This window comes from Bacillus sp. K7, assembly GCF_053903245.1.
The window spans coordinates 2,931,037-2,949,245 of the sequence record NZ_CP096406.1; the positions used below are offsets into that span (position 1 = coordinate 2,931,037).

Below are 18,209 nucleotides of genomic sequence, written 5' to 3' on the forward strand. Positions count from 1 at the left end.
CGATCAGAAAATGCTATCTTTATAGTATATCAATTCATCTTCTCGACCTTTCTTCATTTTCTAAAAATAATGAAATTCCCCAGCCGCTTTGTTTCTTTTAAATCGTGAATCGTTTCTTTATAATTGTAAGGAACCCGAAATAATAAGAAGGTGATGTTATTTCTATCCGTAAGAAGAACTTCGTTATTGTGTGGCTGGCGAACTTTTTTGTCTCAGCCAGCACAACGATGATTGTTCCTTTTCTCTCCTTATACATTGAGACGCTCAGCACTTTTTCAAACGGCTTTGTGCAAAGGTGGAGCGGCTATGTGTTCGGCATTACCTTTCTCATGGCGTTTTTCGTGTCCCCGTTTTGGGGGCGGTTCGGAGACAAACGCGGATACAAGGTCATTCTTATGGCAACCGGAACAGGCATTGCCCTCAGCATTTTATTCATGGGCTTTGTTACATCGGTGTACCAATTGTTTTTTCTGCGTATGGCAATGGGGCTTGTAACCGGATTTATCCCGACCTCTCTAGCGATGATTTCAGCACAGACGCCAAAGGGCTCAGCCGGCAAAACACTTGGCACGCTGCAAATGGGGCAAGTGTCCGGAAGCTTGTTCGGCCCGCTATTGGGTGGCATGCTTGCTGATCGTTTCGGTTTTACGTATACCTTTTTTATCACATCCTTTGTGATTTTCTCATCTGTTCTTCTCGTGTTATTCGGTGTTAAAGAACAGCCTCTTGCAGAGAAGACAGCCAAACGTACGCCTTACACGAGGAAAGAAGTGCTCTCCTTTATTTTTCACCAGCCGGCGCTTTGGGTTATGATGCTCTTAACCATGCTGGTTCAAACAGGCAACTTCAGTATCCAGCCGCTGCTCGCTCTATATGTAAATGAGCTGCACGGACCTGTCAATCTGGCCTTTTTCTCCGGCATGGCATTTTCAGCAACGGGACTCGGAAGTTTGCTGCTGGCTAGAAAATGGGGAGATCTGGGCGACCGCTACGGCCACCGCCGCATTTTAATCGGGCTTTTACTCGCCGCCTCTATCTTTTTTATCCCGCAGGCGCTCGCGTCCTCACTCAGCGTGCTCCTTGTGTTCAGATTTTTATTTGGAATGGCGATGGGCGGTTTGCTGCCGTGCATTACCGCAGCGATCCGCGTTCAAGCCCCAGGCAGCATTCAAGGAGAAATTCTCGGCTACAATGTCAGCTTTCGCTTTTTAGGAAACGTGCTCGGGCCTCTTATCGGCGGGATCATCTCGAGCCATTTCACAATTTCGGCCGCCTTTTATGTCACAGCGTTTCTCTTTTTCGCCGGCGCTTGCATGCTTTGGATCATGCAGAAATTCCGGAAAGATTCTTATGCCAAAGCAAGCTGATTCTCAGAAAAAACTGATGAATCTTCTAAATTTAACCTTCTCGTAAACTCAAAAGAGTGGTACGATATGGCTAGAATTTAGGAGAAAAGAGAGTGACCATGTTACGAAAAATAATCGGATGGATTTTGCTCCTTTGCATAATCCCATTGTTTGCATTTACAGTTATCGCTTCCGGAAAAGAAGTAAAACAAATGAAGTCTCTGGATCAAGTGCTTGATAAAAATATTAATCTGCAAGATATCAGCCTTGTTCAGAACAGCTACATGTATGACAGGGACGGCTCACTTGTCTCGGAAATCGTCAGCGATCATGAAAACCGCGTGCTCGTTCCATTTGACAAGATTCCCGAGGAAGTCAAACAGATTTTCTTAACATCTGAGGACCGGCATTTTTATGAGCATAAAGGGTTTGACTTTATGGGAATGGTCCGGGCAACTGCTTCCAACGTAAAAGATAAGAAAATTGACCAAGGTGCCAGCACCATCACACAGCAGCTTTCAAGAAACTTGTATTTGAGCCACGAACGCTCCTTCAGCCGTAAGCTGACTGAGCTCGCGTATTCCTACCAGCTGGAGAAAAAGTATACGAAAGATGAAATACTCGAAGCTTATTTAAATACCATTTATTTCAACAACGGGGTTTACGGCGTCGGTTCTGCGGCTGAATTCTATTTCAGCAAACCGCTGAAATCCCTCACAGTGGGTGAAATGGCTTTTGTCTGCTCTATACCTAATAACCCTACATTATATGATCCTCTCAAGCATTTTGACTACACGAAAAACCGTCAAGAGCGTTTGCTTAAAGGATTAAAAGAGGCCGGGGTCATTACGGATACAGAGCTGAAAAAAGCCGTCAAACAAAAAATCAAACTGGATGTTGAAAAGAGAGAAGACAAATATCCGGACTATGTTTCCTACGTCAGTGATGAATTTACGCAGCTGGTGTCTGAATCAGAAGGCTTTGATAAACGGCTTCAAAAAGCGTCAGGAAAACAAAAAGAAAAGATAGAAAACGAGCTCTCCGCAAGAGTCAGCACTCTGATGAAAGACGGCGTGAAAATTTATACCGCACTTGATCCATACATGCAAAATCAAGTGGTGGCACAGATGAATTCCAAACTTGCGTATGCAAACGTTCAGGGCGGAGCGGCTGTAATTAATCACCAGACGCATCAAATCATCGCTTTATCCGGCGGGAAAAACTATCAAAAATATGATTTTAACCGCGCCTACCAGGCATACAGGCAGCCGGGTTCATCCATTAAGCCGCTGCTTGATTACGGCCCTTATATTGAACAGACCGGCGCGACAGCAAGCAGCACCATTGATGCCAGCAAGTTTTGCAGCAAAGATTATTGTCCGCAAAACTACAATAACCGCACGTACGGCACAGTGACGATCGATACTGCGTTTAAGAATTCGTATAATACACCGGCCATCAGAATGCTGGATCGTGTCGGCATCCAAAAAGCATTCAGTTATATTGAGCCTTATCATTTTGCCAAACTTGTCGACAGCGACTACCTTCTCCCGGCGGCGCTTGGCGGATTTACAAACGGCATGACGCCTCTTGAGATGACAAAGGCATATACGACATTCGGCAACAGCGGAAGCTATACGCCGAGCCATGCGATTACAAAGGTGACAGACCTTAAAGGAAAAACGCTTTATAAATGGAATGATAAACCGACTCAAATATTCAGTGTCCGCACAAACATGCAGCTGAAAAGCTTAATGTCTTCCGTTGTGAAAAGCGGGACAGGGAAAAAAGCATATTTTAAAGCGCCTTACATCGGCGGTAAAACAGGAACATCAAATGATTATCACGATATGTGGTTTGTCGGCCTGACAGATACGTATACAATGGGCGTTTGGGTCGGAAAAGACACACCGAGCAGCGTTGAATATCTTCACAGCATCAGCCCTCAGCTTTCCATCTTTAAAGGAACGCTGCAAGCGGCTTATTAAAAGATCGGAGGGGATCAGGCGTGACATCAGAACAAATTCCAAATCGCGTTTTGCTGTTTGACGGCGTGTGTAATCTATGCAATGGCGCCGTGCAATTTATCATTAAACGTGATCCAGACGGATTGATTTCTTTTACATCGCTACAGTCGGAAACAGGACAGAGCCTGCTGAAAAAAAGCGGGCTCCCGACTGATCAGTTTGACAGCTTTGTCTTTATTGAAGACGGCCAAGTGTACACAAAGTCAACTGCAGCCATTAAGGTTTTCAAGCATCTGCGGGGCCCATGGCGGCTCTTCGTCTTGTTTTTCGCAGTGCCGAAGCCTGTCAGAGATACGATCTATTCTATTATTGCCAAAAACCGCTATAAGTGGTTTGGCAAAAAAAATGAATGCATGCTCCCCTCCCCTTCTATTAGAAAACGATTTTTACCATAAACGAAAAAATGGCTAGCTTACACAGGTAAGCTAGCCATTATGCTATTATAAAGCTTGATAAATACGAACAGAATACCGATAACAAAGGTAAACCAAAACAACAGTTCCAATAGAATGAATCCGACCAATGACATGAGAGAAAGCGTTGGATAAATCCGGTATACGATAAACACAAAGTAAGCGAGCGTAACGACCGCAAACCAAATCACAATCCAGATGACATTTTGCAAGAGCACAAAGGATAAAATCCCGCCGCCTAGATACACCATGGAACCCATTCTGATTTTTTTCAGGTTGTTCCCTTCCGGATCATTGGCAAAAAACAGCAATGACAGCTCAGTCACGGTATTCGCAATTAATTTCAGAGCGGACAGAACCATAAAATATAAAAGTGCAAAGGCAGCAAATAACGCAAGCCTGATCCCTTTCTCTGAAAAATAATCGAGCATTCCATCATACATTCCAAATGAAGACAGCAGCTTCAACGCGTAAAGTGAAGTGGAAATCGATAGAGACGAACTAAAAAGCAGGATCGCAATCAGCGGAAAGTATCCTGTCAAATAAGTATTTTTCATATAAAAAAGTCCCTTTCTATAATCTACCTCATTTATTATGGAGGACTTAAAACACATTGACAAGATAAATTATTCCATTTTTTTCTCCTTTTTGCGAAATACGATCCCAAATCTTCACAAAGCAGCATTTTGAGAGTAAAGTAGTACGCAGGAATCATAAAACGTTAGGAAGTTTTTTATGAAAAAAACATTAAAACTGCAAACCAGACTTACTATATTTGTTTGTATCGTTGTGTTAATCGCACTGCTCATTACATTTTTTACAGTCGGTGCCCAAACCACCCAACGGATTAGAGATGAGGAGAAAACCATAGCGCTGCAGACTGCTGAAATGGTGGCCGAAGCGCCGATTACAGCAGAATCTTTGGAGAGCGGAGAAAACCAGAAGGAACTGCAAAGCTACACAAAACGTGTTCAGAAAATCACGAACACGGAATTTGTTGTCGTCATGAACATGAACGGCATTCGCAAAACCCATCCCGACCCGAGCAAAATCGGAAAAAAATTCAAGGGCGGTGATGAATCCGAAGCATTAAAAGGTCATATTCACATCAGCACTGCCTCTGGCACGCTCGGGAAATCACAGCGGGCATTCGTTCCTGTCTACGCCGAGAATGGGAAACAAGTTGGTGCAGTCGCGGTTGGCATCACCGTAAATGAAATTGATGAAGTGATCAGCAACAGCTTACGGCCGCTCTACTTTATTATCTGCGTCAGCATATTCGTCGGTGTGATCGGAGCTGTTATCGTTGCCCGCACGGTGAAAAATATCATGTACGGTCTTGAACCTTATGAAATTGCGACGCTGCTCGAAGAACGTAGCGCGATGCTGGAATCGACGAAGGAAGGAATACTTGCTGTCGATGAACACGGCAATATTAAACTGGCCAACGCGGAAGCGAAGCGACTATTCGTGAAAATGGGCATCAACACAAATCCTGTCGATCAGGATGTCAATGACATTCTGCCAAAAAGCCGCCTGAAAAAGGTCATCGAGACAAAAAAAACTCTTCAAGACAGAGACGTCCGCATTAACGGATTAGAGCTTGTGTTTAACGAAGTTCCCATCCAGCTGAAAGGACAAACCGTCGGAGCAATTGCGACATTCCGGGACAAAACCGAGGTAAAACATTTAGCTGAACAGCTATCCGGTGTTAAAATGTATGCAAACGCACTGAGAGCGCAGTCTCATGAATTTATGAACAAACTGCATGTCATACTAGGTCTCGTCCAGCTGAAAGAGTATGACGATCTTGAAGATTATATAAAAGACATTGCCATTCAGCAAAAGTCAGAAACAAGCGAAATTATAAATGATATCAAAAGCTCCGTGCTGGCCGGTTTTCTGCTCGGAAAACAGAGCTTCATACGGGAGCAGGGCGCAAATCTTGATATTGAATGCAACGGTGTCATCCCGAACGCGGCAGACCCTTCAGTTATTCATGAACTCATTACAATCATCGGAAACCTGATCAACAATGGACTGGACGCCGTTGCCGATATGCCGAAAAAACAAATTACCGTGTCCATGCGTTTTCATAACAGCATACTGGACATTGAAATTACCGATACAGGAGCAGGCATGTCTGAAGAAGACCAAGCCAAAGTTTTTGAACAAGGCTACTCAACAAAGGGCAAGAACCGGGGATTCGGCCTTTATTTTACACAGCAAAGCATTGAAAATTTAAAAGGCCAAATGATCCTCACAAGCGAAAAGAATGAAGGAACGACATTCAGTCTTCGCGTCCCGTACGAACCGAAGGAGGAAAATCATGATTAATGTATTAATAGTTGAAGATGACCCTATGGTGGGTGAATTAAATAAACGCTACTTAAGCCAAATAGATGGCTTTCAGCTGAAGGGCATCGCCTCTTCCTTTCAAAGCGCTCTGCATATTTTAGGAGAGCATCATATCGACCTCATTTTGCTCGATATTTATATGCCCGGTAAAAACGGGCTTGAACTGCTAACAGAACTGAGAGCCCAAAATGAAGCGGTAGACGTGATTGTGATCTCGGCGGCCAGCGAGCTTGACGTGATCAAGAAAACACTTCGCTACGGCGCTGTCGATTATTTAATCAAACCGTTTGAATTTGAACGTTTCCAAACTGCCCTGTCTGATTACAGACGCAAACAAAAGGTTTATTCAACCCATCGCAACATGAGCCAAAAAGAACTGGACGCCGAGTTATTTCAAAAGAAAGAAGCAACAGAAAAAGTTCAGCTTCCTAAAGGACTGACAAAAAGCACGCTGAAGCTGATTTGGTCCAGTATCCAATCATTTGAAAATGAATCTTTTACGACCGAAGACTTGGCAAAACATACCGAAATCTCTCAAGTATCCATACGGAAATACTTGAAATTTCTTGAAGATATACAGGTTCTCCATGTAGAAATGGCATACGGAACAATCGGAAGACCCGTATTTCAGTACAACGTCAACACAGGAAACCTTAATGGAATTAAGCAATATCTATAGAAATCCGCACTGTTCACCCTGGAGTGCCAGTGATAAAAGCAGCGGTTCACTTTAAGAACATATTTCTTCACCCTTTACGATTCTCGCTTGGCTAATGCTGGGCATGCCTTATATAAAAGAAAAACGATAAAACATTCTCCCTGGGAAGGCGCTTCTCAGGGATTTTTATTTTTTATAATCCAAACGTCCCTGTTAATTTAATTTTTTATTAATTTTTTAACTTAAAAAAATATGATGTGTTAACGCTTTCTTGTAGACTGTAAAACAAACAATACATGGGGGTGTATGACAATGGGAGCAATTCCAAAAACGGGGACAAATCCATCTGGGCAAAAAGACACACAGGAGAATAACCTGTTTAAAAAAATCTGGAACTTGGAAATCGGTGTGATTCCTCTGCCATTATACATAGTGTTAGCTATTATTATTATTCTTGCAGCCTATTACAATGAGCTGCCTGCAAATATGCTTGGCGGGTTTGCCATCATCATGATTCTGGGTGTATTTCTTGGAGATATCGGCCAGCGCATTCCGATATTGAAAGATATTGGCGGCCCTGCCATTTTATCTTTGTTTGTCCCGTCATTTTTAGTTTTTTACAATGTGTTAAATTCAACATCTTTAGACGCTGTAACGAATTTGATGAAGACGTCTAACTTCCTTTATTTTTATATCGCTTGTCTTGTCGTGGGAAGTATCCTTGGAATGAACAGAACTGTATTAATTCAAGGTTTTATAAGAATGTTCGTTCCACTAGTTGCAGGAACGATCGCAGCGGTTACAGCCGGCATACTTGTCGGGTTTATTTTTGGCTACAGCGCCTATGATTCCTTTTTCTTTGTCGTTGTACCGATTATTGCCGGGGGAATAGGAGAAGGAATTTTGCCGCTTTCGATCGCTTATTCACAAATACTCGGTTCATCAGCTGATGTATATGTGTCTCAGCTGGTCCCTGCCGCTATTATCGGAAACGTTTTTGCGATCATCTGCGCAGCTTTAATGAAAAAGCTTGGCGAAAAACGTCCAGATCTAAATGGAAACGGACGGCTCGTCAAATCTAAAAAAGCAAACGACATTTTCAATCAAAAAGAAGCCGAGGCAAAAATTGATTTTAAACTGATGGGAGCCGGCGTTCTGCTCGCGTGTACATTCTTTATTTTTGGCGGGTTATTAGAGAAATTTATCTTCATCCCGGGCGCGATCTTAATGATTATAGCAGCGGCGGCTGTCAAGTATGCGAATATTCTTCCGAAAAAAATGGAGGATGGCGCATACCAGCTTTATAAATTTGTTTCGTCCAGCTTTACATGGCCGCTGATGGTCGGTCTGGGGATCCTCTTTATCCCGTTAGATGACGTGGCGGCTGTGATTTCTATTCCGTTTGTCATCATATGTATTTCAGTTGTTGTCGCAATGATTGCTTCTGGATATTTTGTGGGCAAGCTGATGAACATGTACCCGGTTGAATCCGCTATCGTGACCTGCTGCCACAGCGGTCTTGGCGGAACGGGCGATGTTGCGATTTTATCAGCGTCAGGAAGAATGGGCCTTATGCCGTTCGCCCAAATTTCCACCCGCCTCGGCGGTGCAGGCACAGTCATTTGCGCGACAGTTCTGCTTCGTTTTTTCACATCATAAACAGAGAAAGAGTTCCGTTCTATGCGGAACTCTTTTTTTATCTGTTCACAATCCGAATATACTCTCGGGGGCCAAACGGCAGATCCTTTGATTCTGTCTCACTCATTCTGGCTGACAGGTGATGCTCCAGTAAATACAGCTCCCACTCATCACTAGCAGCCGCACCGCTGCGCCCATTATATTGATTCAACATGAATGCCCCTGCAAATACTGAGCAGAATAAACCCGAACATATCAAAACCTTTCTCTTCAACATGACCAGCTCCTTACCTTCAGGTTGATCAGGAATGATTTTAAATATACAAATCGGTTTATTTTTGTTAGACTTATTTTTAAGGTCACAAGACCTTATAAAAAGTCCATTGTGCAGTTCGAAGCATGGCGGCTTGCAGAAAAGTGCGATATAATTTGGACTAGGTCGTTTGACCGTATATTGATACATAGCGCATTTTTCAATGATAATGAGAAAAAGGAGGTCTTATCTTTGCAGCTCTTACATTTTGCTATTTTATCGCCTTTTTTATTTGCTCTATTTATTCCCATCTTGGCAAAATACGCAAAAAGAGTGCATACGGGCTGGTTTGTATTGATCTTGCCCGTCTTGCTGTTTATATACTTTCTCCCAATGATCAGGATGACACAATCGGGAGAAACATTGCGGTCGGTATTGGAGTGGATTCCTTCACTTGGCATTAATTTCACCGTTTATATCGACGGGCTCGGATTGTTATTCGCCTTGCTGATCACTGGCATCGGCTCTTTAGTCACTCTTTACAGCATTTTTTATTTATCGAAAGAAACAGAACAGCTTGGGCCCTTTTATGTCTATTTATTGATGTTCATGGGCGCGATGCTTGGGGTTGTTCTTGTAGACAATGTGATGGTTCTCTATATGTTTTGGGAGCTTACCAGCCTTTCATCCTTTTTGCTGATCGGCTATTGGTATAAGCGTGAAAAATCGCGATACGGCGCCGCCAAATCACTTTTGATTACGGTCAGCGGCGGGCTGTGCATGCTCGGGGGATTTATTCTCCTTTATATCATTACTGATTCCTTCAGTATTAGAGAGATGATCCATCAAGTTCAATTAATTGCCGGCCACGACTTATTTATCCCGGCGATGATTTTGATTTTATTAGGGGCATTTACGAAATCCGCGCAATTCCCTTTTTACATCTGGCTGCCTGACGCAATGGAAGCTCCGACGCCTGTCAGCGCTTATCTCCATTCCGCTACGATGGTGAAAGCCGGCATTTATATCATTGCGAGGTTCAGTCCTATTTTCGCCTTTTCAGCCCAATGGTTTTGGATCGTTTCCCTCGTCGGGCTTATTACGATGGTTTGGAGTTCTTTCCAAGCCGTGAAACAAACCGATTTAAAATCGATTTTGGCGTTTTCAACCGTCAGCCAGCTTGGCATGATCATCTCTATGCTCGGTGCCAGTGCGGCGGCTCTTCATTACGGCCATACAGAATATTATACAGTTGCCGCCATGGCTGCCATTTTCCATTTAATTAACCACGCTACCTTTAAAGGAAGCTTGTTTATGGCAGTCGGGATTATTGATCACGAAACAGGCACACGGGATATCCGGAAGCTCGGCGGGTTGATGGCGATTATGCCGATTACGTTTACCATTTCCTTAATCGGCACATTTTCAATGGCCGGACTTCCTCCATTTAACGGATTTTTGAGTAAAGAAATGTTTTTTACAAGCATGCTTCGCGTGGCACATTTCGATCTGTTCAACGTGCAGACATGGGGCATTCTATTCCCTGTTCTCGCCTGGGTCGGAAGCGTCTTTACATTTATCTACAGCATGAAATTGGTGTTTAAAACGTTCAGAGGAAATTACCAGCCTGAGCAGCTAAAAAAACAGGCCCACGAAGCGCCGGCGGGCATGCTCGTAGCACCTGTCATTCTTGCCGCTTTGGTTGTCAGTCTCTTCTTTTTCCCGAATATATTGTCGTACAGCTTGATTGAGCCGGCGATGAACTCTATCTATCCGACGCTGCTGGACGGCCACGAGAAATTTCATGTTCACATTTCACAATGGCATGGGCCGACGACAGAATTGAAGATGACAGCGGGTATCATTGTTATCGGCACTCTTGGATATTTGGCTATGAATAAATGGAAGGGAATCTATAAACTGTTTCCTTCGAAATTGGCACTCAATCGGTTCTACGATAAGCTTCTGGCTCTCATGGAAAAAGGCTCTTATCGAGTCACAAAACAATATATGACCGGGTTCTTAAGGGATTATTTGCTGTATATCTTCGCTGGTTTCATCATACTAATGGGCGGAGTTATGATGATCAAAGGCGGATTTTCCTTTACAACAGAAGGCATGGCTGATATCGGCGGATACGAAATGATTCTGACACTTGTCATGATCAGCGCCACAGCGGCGACTGTTTTTGCCAGATCAAGGTTGACGGCGATTATCTCACTCGGTGTTGTCGGTTATACGCTCGCATTGTTTTTTGTGATTTTCAGAGCGCCGGACTTGGCATTGACTCAGCTTGTCATTGAAACCATTTCTGTGGCATTGTTCCTGCTTTGTTTCTATCATCTGCCGAAGTTGAGGATGAAAACGAAAACGAGAACGTTCCGATTGACGAACTTTATCATTGCTTTAGGAGTCGGCATTATTGTCACCCTGCTTGGCATTGCATCGTCAAGCCAGCGGACAAAAGACAGTATTTCATCCTTCTTCTTAAAAAACAGCCACGATCTTGGCGGAGGGGATAATGTTGTCAATGTCATCCTCGTTGATTTCAGGGGCTTTGATACAATGTTTGAAATAACGGTGCTGGCCGTTGCCGCTCTTGGCATATACAGCATGATTAAAACAAAAGTAAAAGAGGAGGAGAGAAGCGGTGAATGAACAAAAAACAAATGACTTAATTCTTCAAACCGTGACAAAGCTTGTATCCTTTATCATTTTGCTTTTCTCTTTCTATTTATTTTTCTCAGGGCATAACGCGCCTGGAGGCGGCTTTGTCGGCGGGCTGATCACGTCCGCTTCCATCGTTCTGCTGCTATTGGCGTATGATTTAAAAACCGTCCGTGCGATTTTGCCGGTTAATTTCATTTACGTGGCGGGAGCCGGGCTTCTGCTCGCTGTATTAACCGGCGCTGGTTCCTTTGTATTCGGGGCTCCATTTTTAAGCCATACATTCGGGCACTTTCATCTGCCGATATTCGGAGATACGGAGCTCGCCACGGCGACAATATTTGATTTAGGCGTTTATCTTGTTGTCGTAGGCATTACGATGACCATTATTCAAACGATTGGAGAGGAAGAATAATGGAAATCTTGATGTCTGTTTTAGCCGGTATTATCTTTATGGCTGCCACGTATTTACTGCTTTCGAAAAGCCTGCTTCGCGTGATTATCGGAACAGCACTTTTGAGCCATGGCGTTCATTTGATGCTTTTGACTATGGGAGGATTAAAGGAAGGCGCCGCTCCGATTTTAAGCAAGCATGTCAAATCATTTGTCGATCCGCTTCCGCAAGCCCTGATTTTGACAGCTATTGTCATTTCATTTGGCGTTACATCATTCCTTCTCGTCATGGCCTTCCGCGCTTATCAGGAATTGAAAACGGACGATATGGATCAAATGAGGGGAAATGATCAACATGAATAATTTTGTTATTTTGCCAATCCTGATCCCGCTCCTGTCAGCCATTCTGCTGATTTTCATGACGAAGAATCTTATGCTCATGCGGATCTTCAGCACTGCGGCATCGGCAATCGGGATTGTGATCAGTGGCATACTCGTACAGACTGTCTTTACAAATGGCATCCAGACACTCAGTTTGGGCGGCTGGAAAGCGCCGTACGGCATTGTGCTGGCCGCAGACCAGTTCGCGAGCCTGCTCGTTCTCACAACAGCGGTCGTCGGTTTATTGGTTGTCCTTTATTCCTTCCGTTCTGTCGGTGAAAAACGGGAGCGTTCCTTTTACTACTCCGGCGTTCAGTTTTTGCTCGCTGGTGTGAGCGGAGCGTTTTTAACAGGCGATTTATTTAACATGTACGTATTTTTTGAGCTTCTGCTTATTGCCTCCTATATGCTGATCGTATTGGGCGGCACAAAAATCCAGCTGCGGGAGTCCCTTAAATATATTGTGTTTAATATCGTATCGTCTGCCCTGTTCGTCATTGGTGTCGGTTATTTATACGCTGTCACCGGTACGTTGAACATGGCGGATTTAAGTGTAAAAATCAGCGAATCAGGACAAACCGGGCTGATGACTGTCATTGGTGTCCTGCTGCTGTTGGTATTTGGCATGAAGGGCGGAATCTTCCCCCTCTACTTTTGGCTTCCGGGCTCTTATTACGCGCCTCCGGCGGCAATCTCCGCGTTGTTCGGCGCTTTGCTGACAAAAGTCGGTTTATATGCCATTACTAGAGTGTTCACATTGATTTTTATTCACGATGCAGCCTTTACCCATCAGCTGATGATTTGGCTGGCGGCGCTGACTGTGATATTCGGTGTCATCGGTTCACTCGCATATGCGGACGTCATGAAAATTGTGATCTACAACATTATTACAGCTGTCGGCGTCATTTTGTTCGGTGTGGCAGTCCATACCCCCGCATCCATTCAAGGCGCGATTTATTATCTGATTCACGATATGCTGATTAAAGGCGCTTTATTTATGCTGGCGGGCACGCTGATTGCGTTGACTGGAACAGCCAGCCTTCACAAAATGGGCGGGCTGATCAAACGGTATCCGCTTCTTGGATGGATGTTTTTCATTTCAGCGATTTCTCTCGCGGGCATCCCGCCCCTCAGCGGATTTGTCGGCAAGTTAAAGATTGTGGAGGGCGGCTTCGCGGAAGGTGAATTTGCGATTTCCATGCTGATCCTGCTTTCAAGCCTGCTTGTACTGTACTCTGTGCTGAGGATCTTTATGCATGCGTTTTGGGGTGAAGAAAAAGAAACACCAAAACAACAAAACCCTAGAACAGCTAAAGGACTTCTTTATCCGGCAGCTATTTTTCTCTTACTGTCTCTTCTCATCGGGTTGGGTACAGAGTGGCTGTCACCTTACGTTGATCAAGCGGCCGAGACGCTGCTGAATCCGGAAAAATATATTGAAGCTGTTTTGAAGGAGTAGATCGCATGGCATTTCAAATTTTATTAAATGTGTTTCTCGCTTTTTGCTGGATGTTCTTGAGCAATAGTTCAAGCGCCGCAGGATTTATCACAGGCTATATTCTCGGAATGGCCTCTCTCTTTTTCTTCCGGCGCTTTTTTACCCGCCAGTTTTATCTATGGAAAATGTTTTCTATCGTCAGACTCTTTTTGGTTTTTTTAAAGGAACTGTATCTTGCCAATGTCAGTGTGATGAAATCCGTTTTATCTCCAAAACTGAATATTAAACCGGGCATTTTCGCTTTTAAAACTGAACTGACGAAGGATTGGGAAATCACCTTACTTTCCCTGCTCATTACATTAACGCCAGGAACTTTGGTGATGGATATTTCGGATGACAAGACGATCCTTTATATTCACGCGTTAGATATTGAGGATGCGGAAAAAGCCATTTTTGATATCCGCGAGTCATTTGAAAAAGCCATACAGGAGGTGAGCCGCTGATGTTTACGCTGATCCTGCAACTTGCGCTCGGCATTATGGCAGTGTCTACCTTTTTGTATGTCATTCGTGTCATTAAAGGGCCGACTGTGACTGACCGGGTAGTGGCTCTGGATGCAATCGGCATCAACCTGATTGCGATCACGGCTCTCGTCTCCATTTTGCTGAATACAAACGCGTTTCTGGATATTATTTTGCTGCTCGGCATTTTAGCATTTATCGGAACAATTGCGTTTTCAAAATTCCTTGAGAAAGGAGAGATAATCGAAAATGATCGAAATCGCTAAGGTCGTTGTGGCGGTATTCATTTTGTTAGGCGCTCTTATATGCCTTGTGGCGTCACTTGGGATATTGCGCCTTCCCGATGTGTTTACTCGCTCTCATGCTGCTTCTAAAGGCTCCACATTAGGCGTCAATATGATTCTGCTCGGTGTCTTCTTCTATTTGTGGTTTGTGACGGGGAACATTTCCGCTAAAATCCTGCTCGGGATTCTGTTTATCTTTATTACGTCTCCTGTCGGGGGGCACTTGATCTGCCGTGCAGCGTACAACTCCGGCGTCAAGCTTGATAAGAGAAGTGTGCAGGATGACTATAACGGGATCAGAAACTTTGTGATTAAACGAAAAGAGGATTCTTACCTATAAAAAATAAGCAGCCGGACAGGCAGAGTTCCGGCTGTTTTTTTATTTCTTGATGACAGCCAGCGTGCATCTGGATATACAGATCAGCCTCTCTTGCTCGTCATAAATGTGAATGTGATAGACAATCGTCGTTCTGCCTATATGAACGGGTTCGGCTACAGCCTTTACCATTCCTTCCTTTACGGATTTTAAATGGTTAGCGTTGATCTCCAAGCCGACACACGCTTGTGCAGTGTGATCAATCAGGTTCTGCGCACCCACGCTCGCCGCGGTTTCAGCAAGCGCCACTGAAGCGCCTCCATGCAAATAGCCGAACGGCTGCACCGTCCGATGATCCACCGGCATGACCGCAACGCATCGCTCCGCTGAGTTTTCAACGATCTCAATTCCAAGCGCTTCAAGCAATGTGTGTTTCGTGTCCATCCTATCCAACTCCCTTATTTAAAGTACACCGTCTGATTTCGCAATCAAAACCGCTTCCGTCCGGGAACCGACATTCAGCTTATTGAAAATCGATGTCAAGCTGTATTCAATGGACCGCTTGCTCAAATGAAGCGCATCTGCGATTTCTTGGTTTGTAAATCCTTTTTCAACTTCTTGAAGAATCAGGCATTCTCTAGGTGTGAGCACATCTTGTTCTTTTTGAGAGGAAGGAGCCGGCTTTGTTTTTTGCTGAGTCATCAGCTGTTTAAAGTAAGCAAAATCGACTAAAATTTCTCCGTTGAGTACGTGGTATATGTATTGGGTGATCTTTTCTTTAGATTCCGTTTTGCTGATGGCACCGTGCAGACCCGCACGAATCGCTTCCTCAAAATAATCCTCGACCTCATAACCGGTATACACAATAATCTTACAACGAGGACTCTCTTGTAAAATTTGTTTAGAAAGCTCCATCCCATTGATCTCGCCGCCTAAATTCAAATCCATTAAGATGAGATCATATGACGAGAAATCATGCTGCTTAATAAACTTGTCGCTCGGTTCAGGACTGAGACAATCAACAGACAGATTCGAATCCGTTTCCAAAATTGTCTTGGTGCCTTCCATGACAGCCGGATGGTCATCAATCACTAGTATCTTTTTCATGTTTTCCTCCCTTTTACTCACTCATTTCCATTTTATAAAAAAGACTTGGCTTGTGCCAAGTCGTTTACGTTATAAAACCATTACAATTCGATTTCAATATCAGCCTTAAAGCCCTTTCCTTCACATGTTTCAATCCGAAGGCGTCCATCTAAAGCCCTGACTCTCTCTTTAATTCCAGAAAGCCCCATACTCATGGAATGCTCATGATGTTTTTTCTGATCAAATCCTACGCCATTGTCCTCGTAATGAAGAACGATCTTGTTTTGAATACTGATGAGCATAATCAGCACATCCGTCGCTTGTGAGTGTTTAACCGCATTAGACAGAAACTCTTGAATGATCCGGTACAAATTCAGCTGCGAATCCAAATCAAGCGATGCCGTAAATCTGCCGGTATTTAAACGGATATGAAACGGAACCCGTTCCTGCTGCTGCGCCACCAGCTTCGACAGCGCCTTCACCAGCCCAAGATCATACAATAGCTGCGGCCGCAATTCATGACACGTCTCCCGCGTCATCGAAATCACATCAGACATCTGCTCATTCATCTGTACAAGCTTGTCCTGCACCTCTTCCTGGCACGGATTATCGTCCTTCTTAAAATCAGCCAAAAACAGCTCGCACTGGCGCTTTAATGAAATCAAATCCTGAAGAACGGAATCGTGGAGATCACGGGCGAGTTCAGAGCGTTGTTTTTCTTCGATGGTGTACATGAGTTTTTTTAGCCAAACGGGGTTTGCATCCTCCCTTTTTAAAGCTTGTAAGTGATCCATAAGTTCTTCAATTTGCACAACATTTTCCATGGATACACTAGTATAAAACGATAATGTTTTCAGCCATGAAATTTCATCTCTTGTCAATCTTGGTGTATTGATACTAGATAAACAAAGCAATACATAAGAACTTGTACCTTTTTCCCCTACTTTAATCAAAAAGCCTTGATTAACCTCAATAATCTTTCCTGTTTCTTTAGTAACCTTTTCAAATTCGGTTTTATACAGCCTCCAGTTGGGTTCAACACTCTGTTTGTCAAAGTAAATGATTTCTCTATCTGCACCAACTTCAAAGATGTAGGCTTTACTTACGGGTAGAACTTCTAGTATTGTTGTCTTTAAATTCTTAAATACTTGATCCAAAGCTGATACGCCTTTAATTAATTGCGTATATTTAAAAATACTGTCTTGATAATTATATTTTTCTGAAAATCGTTTTAAACGAAATTTATAATCTAATAACTCTTTAATATAAAAGACCGACAGAAAAATAATGAACGTACATAACGTAATTAAAATGATATTAAAATCAGCTCTTTTGCTATCAAATATAATTGATAACCAGACTATGCCTATTGTTGGAATGATGGACAATAAACTATAATATCTAATTCTGCCTAGAATAAAGTCTATATCATAAATTTTATTTACAACGAATTGATAAACCAATGCTAATGGGATAATTATTAAGAACGGCGCAGTTACTATTGCTGAATAAATATATTGCCCAAATAAAACTTCCGGCATGATATATAAGACCGTAAAAGGAAAGAAGGCTACCGTATTTGAAATCAATAATACTTTCAACAAATAGTAATGATCCCTTTTTCTATAAATGATCCCATAATAAATAATGCAAAAATAAACAACCGAAATCTCTACTAAGAATGTTACTAAATTTATATTGCTTATATTCGTCATAATTCCTGAGGGGAGATATTTCTGAGTGAACACTAATAATACATTGATAATCGGCAACATGTATAACATATTCACGATATAACGTGATGAAAACTTGATTCTTAATTCTTTAAAATATTGATACAGAAAATGCAAATACAAGACAGGTACATTTAAAAAGGTAAAAAGATTAATATATCTATTTACTTCATATCCTCTAGTTACGCCTCCAGCACTTAAATAGGCTATTGATATAAACAGCAAAAAATTAATCAAAATATAAGCTGAGTATGTATTTTTCACTCGATTGACCCTATAAATATAAAATGCACATAACAGACTCAATGCAAAAAATATACAAGGGATAATATAAATGAAAAAGCTATAGGAATTATTTAAAGAGATATACTCCATATTATGTAATTGAATTTCATGGTTATCCCTTTTTACTTTTAAATGCTCAGCTTTCGCTAAGTAATTTCTTTTTATATTTTCGTTTGTAGGTTTCTTCCCACTTATCTCGAGTATTAAGTCTCCTTCTTTCAAGCCCATATATTTTCCATATGTGGATTTAGTCAGCTTTTCAACTTTCAGCTCATGATTGGCTGTTTCAGAAACATAAGTACCAACTAAAATCCCATTCTGAGTGAAATAAACGATATAAGCAAAATATAAGAAACTAAATAATATTAGCACTATAGAAAAATTTCTTTTAAAGTTTTTCAATAGACCACTT

The 18,209-nt window shown here is 42.6% G+C and carries 18 protein-coding genes and 1 pseudogene; 13 read left to right on the forward strand and 6 right to left on the reverse strand.

Annotated features, from left to right (window positions below):
• Positions 1-53: 53 nt before the first annotated feature.
• Positions 54-256, reverse strand: a pseudogene (locus M1D98_RS15030) (hypothetical protein).
• Between M1D98_RS15030 and M1D98_RS15035 the strand changes: the two are divergent.
• From M1D98_RS15035 to M1D98_RS15045, 3 genes are all read left to right on the forward strand, one after another.
• Positions 159-1,367: a multidrug efflux MFS transporter gene (locus M1D98_RS15035; protein ID WP_411813423.1), complete on the forward strand. Its 1,209-nt coding sequence runs from the start codon at positions 159-161 to the stop codon at positions 1,365-1,367. The pseudogene M1D98_RS15030 and the gene M1D98_RS15035 sit on opposite strands and share 98 nt — an antisense overlap.
• A gap of 92 nt (positions 1,368-1,459) precedes the next feature.
• Positions 1,460-3,334 carry a transglycosylase domain-containing protein gene (locus M1D98_RS15040; protein WP_435577109.1) on the forward strand — a complete coding sequence of 625 codons (1,875 nt, stop codon included), beginning with the start codon at positions 1,460-1,462 and terminating at the stop codon, positions 3,332-3,334.
• A gap of 20 nt (positions 3,335-3,354) precedes the next feature.
• Positions 3,355-3,768: a thiol-disulfide oxidoreductase DCC family protein gene (locus tag M1D98_RS15045; protein ID WP_121643180.1), complete on the forward strand. Its 414-nt coding sequence runs from the start codon at positions 3,355-3,357 to the stop codon at positions 3,766-3,768.
• A gap of 17 nt (positions 3,769-3,785) precedes the next feature.
• Here M1D98_RS15045 and M1D98_RS15050 read toward each other — a convergent pair whose 3' ends face one another.
• Positions 3,786-4,343, reverse strand: coding sequence for a YufK family protein (locus M1D98_RS15050; RefSeq protein WP_010329893.1), 558 nt, complete (start codon positions 4,341-4,343; stop codon positions 3,786-3,788).
• A gap of 178 nt (positions 4,344-4,521) precedes the next feature.
• On the opposite strand from M1D98_RS15050, the gene maeL reads away from it, so the two are divergent.
• The 3 genes from maeL (at position 4,522) to maeN (ending at position 8,461) form a co-directional block, all read left to right on the forward strand.
• Complete coding sequence (gene maeL, locus M1D98_RS15055) at positions 4,522-6,123, forward strand: two-component system sensor histidine kinase MaeL (protein ID WP_456279687.1); 1,602 nt, start codon at positions 4,522-4,524, stop codon at positions 6,121-6,123.
• Positions 6,116-6,823, forward strand: a complete 708-nt coding sequence (maeM, locus tag M1D98_RS15060; RefSeq protein ID WP_121643182.1) for a two-component system response regulator MaeM — start codon at positions 6,116-6,118, stop codon at positions 6,821-6,823. The genes maeL and maeM overlap by 8 nt, the downstream gene beginning before the upstream one ends.
• Before the next feature lie 291 nt (positions 6,824-7,114).
• The gene (gene maeN / locus M1D98_RS15065; protein WP_121643183.1) at positions 7,115-8,461 is read left to right on the forward strand and encodes a sodium/malate symporter MaeN; all 1,347 of its coding nucleotides are present in this window, start codon (positions 7,115-7,117) and stop codon (positions 8,459-8,461) included.
• Between the two features lie 37 nt (positions 8,462-8,498).
• On the opposite strand, the gene M1D98_RS15070 is transcribed toward maeN, so the two are convergent.
• Positions 8,499-8,714, reverse strand: coding sequence for a hypothetical protein (locus tag M1D98_RS15070; protein WP_010329897.1), 216 nt, complete (start codon positions 8,712-8,714; stop codon positions 8,499-8,501).
• A 231-nt stretch (positions 8,715-8,945) separates the two neighbouring features.
• Here M1D98_RS15070 and M1D98_RS15075 point away from each other — a divergent pair, with 231 nt between their 5' ends.
• The 7 genes from M1D98_RS15075 to mnhG are packed head-to-tail and all read left to right on the forward strand — an operon-like array spanning position 8,946 to position 14,717.
• Complete coding sequence (locus M1D98_RS15075) at positions 8,946-11,351, forward strand: Na+/H+ antiporter subunit A (protein WP_268558820.1); 2,406 nt, start codon at positions 8,946-8,948, stop codon at positions 11,349-11,351.
• Entirely contained in the window at positions 11,344-11,775 is a 432-nt protein-coding gene (locus M1D98_RS15080; RefSeq protein ID WP_010329899.1) for a Na(+)/H(+) antiporter subunit B, read from the forward strand. Before M1D98_RS15075 ends, M1D98_RS15080 begins: the two co-directional genes overlap by 8 nt.
• Positions 11,775-12,116 (forward strand): Na(+)/H(+) antiporter subunit C, encoded by a 342-nt coding sequence (locus M1D98_RS15085; RefSeq protein ID WP_010329900.1) that lies wholly within the window; start codon positions 11,775-11,777, stop codon positions 12,114-12,116. The genes M1D98_RS15080 and M1D98_RS15085 overlap by 1 nt, the downstream gene beginning before the upstream one ends.
• Complete coding sequence (locus M1D98_RS15090) at positions 12,109-13,593, forward strand: Na+/H+ antiporter subunit D (RefSeq protein ID WP_010329901.1); 1,485 nt, start codon at positions 12,109-12,111, stop codon at positions 13,591-13,593. The genes M1D98_RS15085 and M1D98_RS15090 overlap by 8 nt, the downstream gene beginning before the upstream one ends.
• Before the next feature lie 5 nt (positions 13,594-13,598).
• A complete protein-coding gene (locus tag M1D98_RS15095; protein WP_435577112.1) occupies positions 13,599-14,075 on the forward strand; it encodes a Na+/H+ antiporter subunit E in 477 nt (158 codons plus the stop codon).
• Positions 14,075-14,359, forward strand: coding sequence for a Na(+)/H(+) antiporter subunit F1 (locus M1D98_RS15100; RefSeq protein ID WP_010329903.1), 285 nt, complete (start codon positions 14,075-14,077; stop codon positions 14,357-14,359). The genes M1D98_RS15095 and M1D98_RS15100 overlap by 1 nt, the downstream gene beginning before the upstream one ends.
• Entirely contained in the window at positions 14,343-14,717 is a 375-nt protein-coding gene (gene mnhG, locus M1D98_RS15105) for a monovalent cation/H(+) antiporter subunit G (protein ID WP_010329904.1), read from the forward strand. The genes M1D98_RS15100 and mnhG overlap by 17 nt, the downstream gene beginning before the upstream one ends.
• Before the next feature lie 39 nt (positions 14,718-14,756).
• Here mnhG and M1D98_RS15110 read toward each other — a convergent pair whose 3' ends face one another.
• From M1D98_RS15110 to M1D98_RS15120, 3 genes are all read right to left on the reverse strand, one after another.
• The gene (locus tag M1D98_RS15110; RefSeq protein ID WP_121643189.1) at positions 14,757-15,137 is read right to left on the reverse strand and encodes a hotdog fold thioesterase; all 381 of its coding nucleotides are present in this window, start codon (positions 15,135-15,137) and stop codon (positions 14,757-14,759) included.
• Between the two features lie 18 nt (positions 15,138-15,155).
• Positions 15,156-15,800: a two-component system response regulator ComA gene (gene comA / locus M1D98_RS15115; RefSeq protein WP_010329906.1), complete on the reverse strand. Its 645-nt coding sequence runs from the start codon at positions 15,798-15,800 to the stop codon at positions 15,156-15,158.
• 80 nt (positions 15,801-15,880) lie between these two features.
• A complete protein-coding gene (locus tag M1D98_RS15120; RefSeq protein ID WP_435577113.1) occupies positions 15,881-18,199 on the reverse strand; it encodes a histidine kinase in 2,319 nt (772 codons plus the stop codon).
• Positions 18,200-18,209 lie beyond the last annotated feature (10 nt).

Excerpts from the sequence above, each read along its gene's own strand:
- M1D98_RS15050 (WP_010329893.1), bottom strand. The coding sequence starts at position 4,343 with ATGAAAAATACTTATTTGACAGGATACTTTCCGCTGATTGCGATCCTG.
- maeL (WP_456279687.1), top strand. The coding sequence starts at position 4,522 with ATGAAAAAAACATTAAAACTGCAAACCAGACTTACTATATTTGTTTGT.
- maeM (WP_121643182.1), top strand. The coding sequence starts at position 6,116 with ATGATTAATGTATTAATAGTTGAAGATGACCCTATGGTGGGTGAATTA.
- maeN (WP_121643183.1), top strand. The coding sequence starts at position 7,115 with ATGGGAGCAATTCCAAAAACGGGGACAAATCCATCTGGGCAAAAAGAC.
- M1D98_RS15085 (WP_010329900.1), top strand. The coding sequence starts at position 11,775 with ATGGAAATCTTGATGTCTGTTTTAGCCGGTATTATCTTTATGGCTGCC.
- M1D98_RS15090 (WP_010329901.1), top strand. The coding sequence starts at position 12,109 with ATGAATAATTTTGTTATTTTGCCAATCCTGATCCCGCTCCTGTCAGCC.
- M1D98_RS15095 (WP_435577112.1), top strand. The coding sequence starts at position 13,599 with ATGGCATTTCAAATTTTATTAAATGTGTTTCTCGCTTTTTGCTGGATG.
- M1D98_RS15100 (WP_010329903.1), top strand. The coding sequence starts at position 14,075 with ATGTTTACGCTGATCCTGCAACTTGCGCTCGGCATTATGGCAGTGTCT.
- mnhG (WP_010329904.1), top strand. The coding sequence starts at position 14,343 with ATGATCGAAATCGCTAAGGTCGTTGTGGCGGTATTCATTTTGTTAGGC.
- M1D98_RS15110 (WP_121643189.1), bottom strand. The coding sequence starts at position 15,137 with ATGGACACGAAACACACATTGCTTGAAGCGCTTGGAATTGAGATCGTT.
- comA (WP_010329906.1), bottom strand. The coding sequence starts at position 15,800 with ATGAAAAAGATACTAGTGATTGATGACCATCCGGCTGTCATGGAAGGC.